General features: G+C 60.8%; 11 protein-coding genes. 9 read left to right on the top strand and 2 right to left on the bottom strand.

The annotated features are described in order from the left end of the window. Window positions 1-548 precede the first annotated feature (548 nt). From ACFFNA_RS23425 to ACFFNA_RS23410, 4 genes are all read left to right on the top strand, one after another. Window positions 549-1,613: a hemin-degrading factor gene (locus ACFFNA_RS23425; RefSeq protein WP_095082058.1), complete on the top strand. Its 1,065-nt coding sequence runs from the start codon at window positions 549-551 to the stop codon at window positions 1,611-1,613. 5 nt (window positions 1,614-1,618) lie between these two features. Further along, a complete protein-coding gene (locus tag ACFFNA_RS23420; RefSeq protein WP_378921975.1) occupies window positions 1,619-2,074 on the top strand; it encodes a TroA family protein in 456 nt (151 codons plus the stop codon). A 421-nt stretch (window positions 2,075-2,495) separates the two neighbouring features. Beyond that, window positions 2,496-2,810 carry a ferredoxin III, nif-specific gene (gene fdxB, locus ACFFNA_RS23415; protein ID WP_095082054.1) on the top strand — a complete coding sequence of 105 codons (315 nt, stop codon included), beginning with the start codon at window positions 2,496-2,498 and terminating at the stop codon, window positions 2,808-2,810. A gap of 30 nt (window positions 2,811-2,840) precedes the next feature. After that, window positions 2,841-3,431 (top strand): nitrogen fixation protein NifQ, encoded by a 591-nt coding sequence (locus ACFFNA_RS23410; protein WP_378921972.1) that lies wholly within the window; start codon window positions 2,841-2,843, stop codon window positions 3,429-3,431. Between the two features lie 20 nt (window positions 3,432-3,451). Here ACFFNA_RS23410 and rpoN read toward each other — a convergent pair whose 3' ends face one another. Next, complete coding sequence (gene rpoN / locus ACFFNA_RS23405) at window positions 3,452-4,939, bottom strand: RNA polymerase factor sigma-54 (RefSeq protein ID WP_378921970.1); 1,488 nt, start codon at window positions 4,937-4,939, stop codon at window positions 3,452-3,454. A 151-nt stretch (window positions 4,940-5,090) separates the two neighbouring features. Next, complete coding sequence (locus tag ACFFNA_RS23400) at window positions 5,091-5,624, bottom strand: peroxiredoxin (protein ID WP_095082048.1); 534 nt, start codon at window positions 5,622-5,624, stop codon at window positions 5,091-5,093. 1,239 nt (window positions 5,625-6,863) lie between these two features. Here ACFFNA_RS23400 and ACFFNA_RS23395 point away from each other — a divergent pair. The 5 genes from ACFFNA_RS23395 (at window position 6,864) to ACFFNA_RS23375 (ending at window position 12,279) form a co-directional block, all read left to right on the top strand. Next, window positions 6,864-8,081 carry a cytochrome P450 gene (locus ACFFNA_RS23395; protein ID WP_378921968.1) on the top strand — a complete coding sequence of 406 codons (1,218 nt, stop codon included), beginning with the start codon at window positions 6,864-6,866 and terminating at the stop codon, window positions 8,079-8,081. A 44-nt stretch (window positions 8,082-8,125) separates the two neighbouring features. Continuing rightward, window positions 8,126-8,371: a ferredoxin gene (locus tag ACFFNA_RS23390; RefSeq protein ID WP_378921966.1), complete on the top strand. Its 246-nt coding sequence runs from the start codon at window positions 8,126-8,128 to the stop codon at window positions 8,369-8,371. Window positions 8,372-8,542: 171 nt separating this feature from the next. Further along, the gene (locus tag ACFFNA_RS23385; protein WP_378921964.1) at window positions 8,543-9,082 is read left to right on the top strand and encodes a nuclear transport factor 2 family protein; all 540 of its coding nucleotides are present in this window, start codon (window positions 8,543-8,545) and stop codon (window positions 9,080-9,082) included. A 211-nt stretch (window positions 9,083-9,293) separates the two neighbouring features. Then, complete coding sequence (locus tag ACFFNA_RS23380; RefSeq protein ID WP_095082040.1) at window positions 9,294-10,895, top strand: SDR family oxidoreductase; 1,602 nt, start codon at window positions 9,294-9,296, stop codon at window positions 10,893-10,895. A gap of 301 nt (window positions 10,896-11,196) precedes the next feature. Then, window positions 11,197-12,279 (top strand): LLM class flavin-dependent oxidoreductase, encoded by a 1,083-nt coding sequence (locus tag ACFFNA_RS23375; RefSeq protein WP_378922008.1) that lies wholly within the window; start codon window positions 11,197-11,199, stop codon window positions 12,277-12,279. Window positions 12,280-12,479 lie beyond the last annotated feature (200 nt).

The raw sequence follows: 12,479 nt of genomic DNA, 5'->3' as shown, positions 1-12,479 counted from the left end.
GTGTCGAGTAAGGCACACAGCGATGTTCGGCTTCAGATCCGGCTGCGCTTGCACGTAAGCCATTGACGAGCATGCCGAAGATCCGTCCTGCGCCTGCTTCCGCGCAATTGGCACGACTTTTGAATCTGCCCTTTCGGCGAGGCCCAAGACTGGTCGACGGATATTCATCTCTTGGGTAGCCTCGTGATCGATGCCAGGAAGGAAAGCAACATGTCAGGTCCGAACCAGCTCCGCCTTCAATGGGAATGCAGCACCGTCCGTAGAATCCGAACCCCTGATCGGCCAATTGGCGTCGGCATCCACAATCGCTCACCACCGGCTAGTGGCCGTCGACTGAAGTGAGATGGGACCGGCATGTGCCTGTCGGCCATCGTCCGCAGTTCAGTTGGTACGCGCGCGCGTTTCGAGGGGTGCCGGACGGCTCTCCAGCAACACTCTGTTCTCGGCGAGCACGAGACCGGGTCGAGCATCAAGGCGCGCCCCGTCGGCTGCAGATCAGCCGGCAGGGCATCGATGATCAAAACGTCTATGGAAGCAGGGGATAGGACATGGAGCAGCGCGAGAAGCCCTCGCCCGAGCAAATCCGGCGTGCACGCAAAGACAGTCCGAAAATCCGCGAGCCCGATCTCGCCGCCCAATTGGGGATTTCGGAAGCCGAACTGGTTGCCGCCGATTGTGGTTTCGACGCGGTTCGCATCGAGCCGCGCGTCAACGACCTGTTGACCGGCCTCGAAGCGGTTGGCGAGGTGATGGCGCAGACCCGCAATGAAAGCGCCGTGCACGAGAAGATCGGCATCTACGACAAGGTGGTAACCGGCAACCACCATGCCATGGTGCTTGGCGATGAGATCAACCTGCGCATCTTCCCGAAGGTGTGGGAGCACGGTTTTGCCGTCGAAAAGCGCGATGGCGGCGACATCCACCGCAGCCTGCAATTCTTCGATGCCGACGGCAAGGCGGTGCACAAGGTGCACGTCAGGCCGGCCTCCAACCTCTATGCCTATCAGAAGCTGGTGGCGCAGCTCGAATCCTCAAACCAGGAGCCGATCGTGTCGGCTAAGGCGAGCGAAGCTGACGATGCTGAGATTCCGGACCAAGCCGCCACGGTCGAGGATCTACGCGACCACTGGAGTCGGCTGACCGACGTGCATCAGTTCTTCGATATGCTGAAGACGCTGAAGCTCAGCCGCTGCGAGGCGATGCGGATGGTCGGCCAGGAATACGCCTGGCTGCTCGACAATGCTGCCATTGGCGCCATGTTCCAGTGCGCGGCCGAAGACGAGATGCCGATCATGTGCTTCGTCGGAAATCGTGGTTGCATTCAGATTCATTCCGGTCCGGTCAAGTCGGTCAAGCCGATCGGCCCGTGGATCAATGTGCTCGACGCGACCTTCCACCTGCATCTGAGAACCCATCACATCCGCGAAGTCTGGGCCGTGCGCAAGCCGACCAGGGACGGTCATATCACGTCGCTCGAAGCCTATGGCGCCGACGGCAGAATGATCATCCAGTTCTTCGGGCAGCGCTATGAAGGCGACCGCGAACGCGGTGACTGGCGGTTTCTGGCCGAGAACCTGCCACGTATCCCAACCCCCGTCAGCAGCGTGAGATAACGACCATGTGTGTTGCCTTCCCTTTACGCTCCCTGCTCGCGCTGATGCTCGGCCTCCTGCTGGCCGCCGCGTTGCCTGCTGAGCGCAGTCAGGGCGCAGCTGTCTTTTCCGATCCGCTGCGGATCACCTCGATCGGCGGCTCTGTCACCGAGATCATCTATGCGCTTGGCGAGGAGCGCCCCCTCGTGGCTCGCGATTCGACCAGCTACGACCCGAACGCTTCACTGAAGCGGCACATTGTCGGCAACGTGCAACGGCTGTTGGCGGAGGGTGCTCCGTCCGTCGGTCGGTCCGGCGTTCTGGCCGTCCACGGCAGCCGCCGAGAGGACGCGATCGATGCAAAGTGGCGTACATACTTTGATCAAGCTGCCAGAGGACGGTCGCAACAAAGGTATCCTCGAATGATATACGTCGTCGGCAAGGAAAGGCCGGGAAACTGCCCGCCTCCGGCAGCTGCATGACACCGCCTGCGGCGGCATCATGCAGCTGTCGTCCGGCGACGACGAGGCGGAAATCAGCAGCTATCTCGACGATGCCTGCGTCCAGCGCTAGCAGCCTGAAGCGCTGCATCAGCGCCGCGACAGAGCCAGCACGGCAATCTGCTGCGCAAAACCCCGAAGCAGCAGGACCTATCGTCCAGTCTGTGCATGACAACCTGCGCATCGGCCGGCTGGATCGCGTGATTGATGGCCTGCAGACGATGCAATATCTGAACCGGGTCAGAGCCCGATTGAGACCAGTTCGGGATTCCGACATAAAACGTCCCTGGCCTTCATCGCTGTTGATATGGCGGGAACGCAGCGCTCATCTTACTACTCGGCCGCGCTGGCACGAAGGGTGCTCGGTAGCTGCAAGAGAACTCGCTGGGCCGGAGAATTCACCATGAACGCTTTCGTCACCCGCGACGGTTCCGGATGGATGCCGCAATATCTGACCGCTATCGACGGCACGACCTGCATCGGGTGCGGCCGCTGTTTCAAAGTCTGCTCGCGCGAGGTCATGCACCTTTACGGCGTCGATGACGAGGGTGAGATCCTTGGCATCTGTGACGGCGAGGACGATGACTTCGACGGCGAGCTCAATCGCATGATCATGGTGGTCGACCATGCCGGCCGCTGTATCGGATGCGGCGCCTGCGCTCGCGTCTGCCCGAAGAACTGTCAGACGCATGTCGCGGCCGACCAGGTCGCCCCATAATCTGACGCAACAGACTGGGAGAACGGCACCATGTTTGCCCATCACCACGGTTGCCGCGGCACTGGCCAATGGCCGTGGGCTGAGATAGGCACGGGGTTCGACCAGCATGTGCTTGCCTGCATCTTCGCGCGGGCGCTCAAGGAGGTTGAGGCCGGCGGCACGACGGCCACCGAGGCAACCGGCCTTTCGCGCGCCGAGTTGCAGGATGTCCTGGCCCGCGATTTCCCCGCAACTGCTATCAACACTTTCGCCTTGGAAGAGGCGAGCGACCCCGAGCCGAGCCTGGAGGAAGAACTTCTGCGCGATCTCTTGCTCGCGCATGCCCGGCCAGGAGACCCGTCGGGCGCCCGTTTCGCCAAGATCATCGCACGGCGTGCCATGCGCAACGACCATCTCTGGCAAGACCTTGGCCTTTTCAATCGTGCCGAGCTCAGCCGCTTGCTTGCCACGCATTTTCCGCGGCTGGCGGCCGGAAACACCCAAAACATGAAATGGAAAAAGTACTTTTACCGCAAGCTCTGCGAGGCCGAAGGCTTTTCGCTGTGCACCGCGCCCAGTTGCGGACAATGCAATGATTTCGAAAATTGTTTCGGCGCTGAGGAAGGCGAAAGCCGCGGATAAGGCCCGGGATCGATTTCCGTTTAGGGAGCGCTACCGTCATGGGTACGAGGCGGCAAGGGTTTATCGCCATTAAGCGATAAGCGCTTTTCCCGCCGCCGCTGCACGGAGGAGGGGATGTTCATCGCTTCGCGATATTTTGTGACTGTGCGTCGCGCGACGTCGACACCGGTTTCCTTGAGCCGGAGAACGATGTCCTCGTCAGAAAGTACGTCTTTGGGCGATTCCAGCGCGATGATCGCCTTGATCCGGTGACGAACCGCCTCGGCGGAGTGCGCGTCGCCGCCTTGCGAGGAGGCGATCGGGACAGTAAAAAAATACTTCAGTTCGAACACGCCGCGCGGCGTAAGCATGTATTTGTTCGACGTCACTCGACTTACCGTCGACTCATGCAGTTTGATCGCGTCAGCGACAGTCTTCAGAGTGAGAGGCCGCAGGTGATCGACGCCATGTTCCAAGAAGCCATCCTGCTGGCGGACGATTTCAGCCGCAACCTTCAGGATCGTCTTGGCGCGCTGATCGAGGCTTCTGATTAGCCAGTTCGCGCTTTCGAGGCACTCGTTGAGAAATGCTTGATCTTTCGAACCTTTGGCGGTCAGGCGTGAGACTTCGGCGAAATAGGTCTGATTAATCAACACTTTGGGCAGCGTCTCTGGATCAAGTTCTATATGCCATCCACCTCCGGGCGAGGGCATGACCCAGACGTCGGGTATGATGGATTGGGGCTCTCCGGATTGGAATCGGTTTCCAGGCTTGGGGTCGAGCGCACGGATTTCATGCAACATCTCGAGCAGGTCGTCCTCATCAACGCCGCAACGCTGCTTCAAGGTCTGAAAATCACGTCGCGCAAGCTTGTCAAGATTGGCAACCAAAGCTGCCATCGCGGGGTCGAACCGGTCTCGCTGGCGCAACTGTATTTCCAGGCATTCGCTGAGAGTTCTCGCAAAAATCCCGGGTGGATCAAACTGTTGCAAGGTTCCGAGAACCCGTTCCACATCAGCCTCCCGGATGTTTAGGCTGCCGGCCAGATCCGAGAGGTCTACCCGGAGGTAGCCAGTGTCTTCCAGATCAGCTGCAAGCAGGCCAGCAATCAGCCGCTCCTGCGGTGTAAATGCGGTGAGGGCGATCTGACGAGCGACATGGTCATGCAAGGTTTCGGTGAGGGCGACAAATTCCTCGGGGGCAGGGCGACTTCCCGTCGCATCGTTCGTCGTGTTGCGCTGTGATTTCCGTTGCCCGACCCGATCCGGGGAACCGGCCCTGATCGGACCGTCGACGTTGTTGTTGCCTGCGCCGACCTGCGGATCCCTCTCCGAATTCGAGGAAGCGTCGCCGACAGGCCCCTCGTCGTCCGACGCTGTTTCCAACAGCGGGTTCTTCTCGAGTTCCCGCTCCACGTACTGATGCAGTTCGGCATGCGCCAGTTGCAGCAAGCGTATCGACTCAATGAGTTGAGGCGATGCCACCATGGATTGCTGCTGGCGCTGAAGCAGGCTTGCTGTGGGTTGCATGGTTAGCGCGAATCCTCTCGAGGGAACCCTTGGGCATTGAAACGTCGACCCCTCTAAAGCGCATCGCGGCTGGAGGGCCTCAGGCGAGGCGCTTTAGAGTCTTGTGTCTTTGCATGTCCCCGCTGCGCACTTTGGGCGACATGCACAAGGTTCATGCGGCGGCCTTCAGCGTTTCAAGAACGTTCTGCGGGGACGAGACGCCATAGGGGTCGGTCTCGCAGTTGTCCGAGAAGCCTTCCTCCTCGAACCACTTCTCCACCACGCCATTCTCGATCAGGGCCGCGTAGCGCCAGGAGCGCATGCCGAAGCCCAGATTGTCCTTGGCGACCAGCATACCCATCTTGCGCGTGAACTCGCCTTTGCCGTCCGGGATAAGCTCGACCTTCTCCAGTCCCAAGGACTTCGCCCACGCATTCATGACGAAGGCGTCGTTGACGGAGACGCAGTAGACGGCGTTAATCCCCTCCTTCTGAAACTCGTCATAGAGCTCTTCGAAATTGGGCAGTTGGTAGGTCGAGCAGGTCGGGGTGAAGGCACCAGGAAGCGAGAACAGGATGACGCGCTTGCCGCTGAAATAGTCGTCGGATGTCTTGTCTTCCCAGCGGTATGGATTTGGCCCCTCGATCGACTTGTCGCGAACACGCGTGCGAAAGGTGACGAAGGGAACCTTCTTTTTAACGGTCATCTATGTTTCTCCTCTAATTGAAGGGTGGCGCATTGTTTCTCGGTTGGCTGACGCGACACCGGGCTAGGGCTGGCTCGCCGATCATTCGGTCTATCGGTTGCGTGTTGGCTATTCGTCTCGCCGGCGCTCACACGCCGAGCAGGGCTGGCAAACCGCGATTGGGCGAGCGCCATGCCTTGGCCTGTCGGCCTCGAAGCACTCATGTGCAAAGTAGCCACCGACCATCGATGTCTGGAGGGGACGGCGTCCCGATGTGGGCCCGGAATCGGTACGATCTCCTGGGGCGCTTGTATGGAGCTTCGCGTCTCAGCCATGGTTCGTTGTTGCCTTCTTGGTGCCTTGATGGGCTCTAACGACGAAGAGCAAGCGCCATGCCAACCCCTCGAAGGCAGTGAATCTGACGAGTTTTGCGAAGACCTTTTTGGGCTTGTGCGGGAGCGCCGTGCGTAGCCGACAGGCGCGGAACAATCGACTGGTCACCCGGATCGGGCAAGACTGCAGTATCGTTGGATAATCGGCAGTTCTGCGCCGGTTCGGGAAAGACCAACCGTTTCCGGACAGCCGGACCGATGCCTTACCGTACACCAGCGGGGACTGCAGCGACCGCGCGAGTCTATTTCTCTATTGTGTTCCTGCATGCGCGGCGTTCTGCGAAGACACCTGTCAGCATCTAAGATCGCGCGCTGTTGCTATTCCCTACCCGCATCGAAGAGGTCTTTGCCGCCCTCCAGCTCTAGCTAGTGCCCAAGGGCCGGGACGCGCGGGCTCGCGTCGCGGTGATCGAGATATCTTCATTTGCGCTGCCGTGCGTGTCTGACCGCACATGTTCTTGTGTCCGAAGTCGGACAAGAATGTAGCAAGGCGACCAAGGGTCGCCAAGCCCGCAACGCGGTGCAAGCGGTGCAACGCAAACGGTACGCTAATCGGCACGCAACTTGCTCCGATGATCTTGTCAGAGTGGTCATCAGCAGGGCTTCGCAGCTCAGCGGGGTTTGACCAGTCTGTCAGCTAAACGCGAGTAGGCGGCTGAGGTGCTTTATGGACCAAGGACGACGTGGACACCCTGCCTGCATGAGTTCGCAACCAATCTCATCCGCGCTTGCGCGCAGGCGCTGCATCGCGAAACGGAAATCTCGAGGCACTGAGCCGGGACGTGCAACATGCTGCTGATCGACCTTATGACCAGCCGTGCGATCTCGACCGAGCGGAAGAACGCCTGACGTTTCAGGAGAAGTCAAAATGGCCCCCAACCCAGTTCCAGATCATGTCCCGCCCGAAATGGTGAGGGACTTCAGTCTGTTCACGTCGCCTGGCATGCTGCCGACGCCCAATGGGGATCCGCACGCAGCGGTCGCTTGCGTTCACGAAGGACCGCCGATCTTTTATTCTCCCTACAATACGCGCGATGGCCAGGGCACCTGGGTCATCACTCGCGCCAAAGATCAGCGCCGGGTGCTGCAGGATGCCGAAACCTTTTCCAGCCATCGCAGCATCTTCGCCTCCGCGCTGGGCGAAAACTGGCCGATGATCCCACTTGAACTCGATCCGCCGGCCCATGGCGTGTTCCGCTCACTACTTAGTCCGCTGCTTTCGCCCAAGCGGGTGCTGGTGCTGGAACCGGCTGTTCGCGAACGAGCGATCGCGCTGATCCAGAGGATCGTCGCATCCGGCACAAGCTGCGACGTCATGAAGGATTTTGCCGTTCCTTTCACGGTCAGCATCTTTCTTAGCTTTCTTGGGCTACCCGATCACCGACTCGATACATTCGTGGCCTGGGGCAAAGATCTGCTGCACGGCGACGATGAGAAAAGACAGGTGGCAGCCCGCACAATTGTGGCGTTCATCGACGAACTTGCAGCCGTTCGCCGTAAGGAACCGGCCGACGATTTCATGACCTTTGTCGTTCAGGCCAAGGTCGAGGGCCGACCGCTGACCCATGAGCAAGTCCGTGGCGTGGGCGTGCTTCTGTTCGTCGCGGGGGCTGACACAGTTGCAGCAGCCTTAGGCTTTGACCTCGCCTATCTGGCGCGCAACCTCAAAGAGCAGGAATGGCTGCGCAGCGAACCGGACCGGATCGCGCCCGCGGCCGAAGAATTGCTGCGCGCCTATCCAACGGTGCAGATCATCCGCGTGGCGAAGAAAGATATCGACTTCGAGGGCGCGCCCATCCGCAAGGGGGATTATGTTTCCTGTGCCACGATGATCGCCAATCGTGACCCGACGGAATTCGAACGCCCCAACACGATCGATCTGGCGAGACAGGAAAATCGTCACGCCGCGTTCGGCTACGGTCCCCACCGCTGCCTCGGCTCACACCTTGCCCGGCGGGAGATTGTCATTGGTCTGGAGGAGTGGCTGTCGCGCATCCCGGCCTTTCGGATCAAGGAAAGTACGGCGCCCATCGCCCATGGCGGCCATTTGTTCGGAATCGAAAATCTGATCCTGGACTGGTCCTGAGCAAAGCCGCCCCGAGACGCGGCGCAGACAATGGAGACAGCACCATGCGCATCATCGTCCATACTGCCAAATGCCAGGGTCACGCGCGCTGCTGGGCGCAAGCGCCCGGCATCTTTAAGCTTGACGATGAAGGCTCCATCCTGCCCGGTGACATCGAGGTTGCGGAGGCGGAGCAACTGCTTGCGTTACGAGCCGCGAGGTCCTGCCCAGAACGTGCGCTGGAAGTCGACCACGCTCCGGCTGCGCAGGTCGAACTGGACGCCGTCCAACCGACAGCCCGGCAAGTTTAGATGCGCGGAGCGATGGGACCGCACACTGGAAAAGGCTGGCGCGGCCTGTCCCACCGCTGTCCGCGTGCAACCGCGCAAGGGGCATATCTGCGACATCGAGGTGCTCCACTGCCCAAACGCCAGCAGGGTGGCGAAACGCCTCTTCCAATCTCAGGATTCGCAACAGAGCCGATGGACCAGGAAAAAATAATCGAACTCACCGACCGTGAGGCAATCCGCGACTGCCTCTACCGGTACTGCCGCGGGATAGACCGCGCCGATGAGGCGGCGCTGCGCAGTTCGTACTGGCCCGATGCGCAAGACAATCACGGGGCCTATTGCGGCTCGGCCGACGGCTTCATTCGGTTTGCGCTCGCGGTGTTCGAGACCGGACCGCGCAATATCCATCAGATCGCGAACATCCTGATCGAATTCACTAGTCGGGCAGAGGCCACGGTCGAGAGCTATTTTACTGCCCTGCAACGGGGACCGGACAACGACGGAGAAATACGCCAGACGCTGCTGTGCGGCCGTTACTGCGATCTGTTTCAGAAGAGGGAAGGTCAGTGGCGGATTGCGGAACGGACGGTCGTCTACGATTGGTGCGAGGAGCAGACCCCACCAGCGGTTGCCGAGGCAGAACGGTTCGGCCCGCGGCGGCCGATTGGAGCACCGTATCCGCACGATCCGGTCTATGCGCTCGGAAAGCATGGCGTCCATGTTGCCGTCTGAGATTTCGAACCGGAGATCCGCATCAGCAGTGGGGACAACCTTGCAATGCCATAGCCATCCCGGCGAAAGCCCGCCCCGTGAAAATACCGCTGCCGGAAAGCGCGACGTCTATCTGGGCCGCAACTGGCCGTCATCGGGACGTGACCCGGCCGGTTGTACCACCCAACGTTGATGGGCTGAGATCACTGAGGGCTGTCGCGGAGAAGTGCGCATGAAGCAGGCAGGACGCATCGTCATCATTACAGGCGCCGCCGGCGGCATCGGTCGTGCCTTGGTCGATCTTCTTGCGCGCGAGGGAGAGACTGTTGTTGCGGTGGACCTTCCGGGCAGCGGCGTGGTTGAACTTGCCCGTAGCCTCGGCTGCCCGCATCTCGGCCTCGAATGCGATGTCTCGCGAGAGGGGGATGTCCTCGCCCTTTATGGCCGGATCGAAGCACAGTTCGGGCAGATCGGCGTTCTCATCAATAACGCCGCGGTTGGACCCGCCATGGCTGCGACTGTCGACACCGGTGTCGATGCCTTCCGGCGCGACCTGGCAGTAAACTTGATAGGGCCGTTCGTCATGGCTCGCGAAGCGGCAAGGCGCATGAGGCCGGGCGGTGTCATCGTCAACTTAGCTTCCATGGCGGGCGTGGTCGGCAACCCCAAGCGCAACGCCTACGCAGCCTCGAAAGCGGGCTTGATCTCGTTGACGAAGTCGCTTGCATGCGAATGGGCTCCTCGCGGCATCCGCGTGACGGCTGTCGCGCCGGGCTACGTGCGCACGCCGATGGTCGCGGAACTGGAACGCGCAGGCAAGATCGACCTTGCGGCGGTGCGTCGCCGCGTGCCTATGGGACGCTTGGCGCGCCCGGTCGAGATCGCCCTCGCCGTGCGTTTTCTAATCAGCAGGGAGGCGCGCTACATCACGGGATCGGTGCTGGCGGTCGACGGCGGTTGGATGTCATTCAACCAGCCAGGGGATGCGCATGCACCGGTGGATGGGACGCCTCCAGCCGAACTCTCCTGTCCGGCCGAACGCACCGACGCGCGAATCGTGCTCGTCACCGGGGGCGCCAATGGCATAGGCGCGGCCGTCGTTCGCCGCTTTGCCTCGAACGGTGACACCGTCGTGATTGCCGATAGAGATCGCGATGCGGCGACGGTGCTCGCTGCATCGCTCGACAGCAAGAACCTGGCGAAATCCGTGGATGTGGCCGTCGAAAGCGAAGTGGTGGCGCTGTTCGAGGAGCTGCGGGCACGCTTCGGGCGCGTCGATGTCCTTGTAAACGGTGCTGCCGTCGCCGACACTTTTGCGGCGGGTATCGAACAAATCCCGGCAGATATTGAACACGTCCTTGGTGTAAACCTTACCGGCGCCTTCACCTGCGCGCGCGAGGCGATCAAGGCGATGGGCGCTGGCGGCGTGATCCTCAACCTCGGATCGATCAACAGCTTTCTCCCTGTCGCGCCGCGCCATGCTTACGGCGCCTCGAAGGCCGGGATGGACATGCTGACCCGATGCATGGCGGCCGAACTCGGGCCGGTCGGCATTCGGACAGTAACCGTCGCTCCTGGCTACATCCGCACGCCTGGCGTTGCCCAGTTGGCCAAGGCTGGCCGCATCGACTCCAAAGCGATCGGACGACGCATACCGATGGGCAGGATGGGGCGGCCGGAAGACATCGCACACGCGGCGTTTTTCCTTGCTTCGTCCGACGCCTCATACATCAACGGCTCGGTCCTCTATGTGGACGGCGGCTGGACCTCGTTCGGTGATGCGGGAAACGCCAGCGAACTCTATGACGAATGTTTTGCGGAGGTCGGGCATTGATTGTCGATCATTCGCCAGGCAACGCGCTGCGGCTCATCGAAGCCGAGGGCGTCCAAGCCTTCACGCCCATTCAGCGCGTCGCGCCCGCGACGCTGTCTGCGATCGAAGATGTCATCGCCGCCGAACCGGTCGATGCAGTCCCAACCGCTCCAGGCGCGCCTGCCGCCGCCCACTGGCAAGCGGGTTGGCGCAAGACTACGCCGCCGACAAGGGCTTGGATCAACCGCGGCCAACGCCTTGTTTGCACATTTCGAGCGACCGTTATCGGCCAAACCGCCCCTCTGCAGACAAAGGAAACACCATGGAATTCGCGACCTTCATCCTGGCCGCCCAGCGCGGCTATCATCAATCATCCGACAGCGTCATCCGCAACTCAATCGAACAGGTCGTCCTTTCGGAACAGGCTGGCTTCGACACCTCCTGGTTCGCCGAACACCACTTCAACAATTACAGCCTGATCCCCTCGCCCTTGATGATGGTGGCGCACTGCGCCGGCTTGACGGACACCATTCGCCTCGGCACCGCCGTCTGCGTGCTCCCCCTCTATCAACCCCAGCGCCTGCTTTCCGAGATCGGCTTCGCCGATATCGTTGCGAGCGGTCGTCTCGAACTCGGCGTCGGCCTGGGATACCAGCAGTTCGAGTTCGAGCGTTTCGGCGTGAATATCGATGAGGCGCCGGCGGTCTTTTCGGAATATCTGGACATCCTTCTGAAGGGCCTCAACCAAAAAATCTTCGAGCACGACGGCCGGTATGAGAAGATACCGCCGACGGCGATTTCGGTGCGCACCGTCCAGAAGCCGACTCCGCCGATCTGGATCGCTGGCGGGTCCGAGAGGATGGCCCGGGCCTATCGTGAGGGACATAATTTTTTTGTCACAGCATTCCATAACGGCTTGGAGACTTTGAGCACTCTGCGCGATTCGATCGAGAAGGCGGCGGCTTCCGAGGGCAAGAATGTCACGGACGCCAAGATATCGTTGCTGCGCTGCTGCTACGCCAGCGACGACGAAGCGGAGATCGACTGTTACCTCGACAATGCCCGCTTCCAGCGCCGGTTGTCTGAAGCACTGCATCAGCGCCGCCAGCAGAGCCAGGACGGCTATCTGCTGGAGGAAACGCCGACGCAGCAGGATCTGTCGTTCAAGACCATGCGCGAGAACCTGCCGATCGGCAGCGTCAATCGCGTGATTGATCGGCTGTTGGAGGAGATGGAGGTCTTGAAACCGGACCAGATCGCAATTCAGACTCAGTTGGGGGATTTCGATCAAAAGACGATGCTACGCCAGATCGAGCTCTGGGGAGACAAGATCATCCCGGCGGTCAACAAGTCGCTCGGCCCCTCGGAGGCTGGCAGCTTGCAAGTTCGCAACGACTTGAATTGAATTGCTGCCATTGGCTTGCCCTGGCCGGCATCGGGCAGCACTGCCCAACGGCGGACACCGCTGGCCGCCATGCATTTGCACATTACGAGCATCTTCAGCACCGTCGAAGGTCCATCGGAACGCCTCACAGCCATCATGCACCACAACCCAAATTGGCGGACACCCATCCGCATGTGCGATTCAGCAGCGAGAGCGTGCTG

This window comes from Mesorhizobium kowhaii, assembly GCF_042431665.1.
GTDB lineage: Bacteria > Pseudomonadota > Alphaproteobacteria > Rhizobiales > Rhizobiaceae > Mesorhizobium > Mesorhizobium kowhaii.
This window is presented reverse-complemented; position numbering and strand designations above follow the sequence as displayed.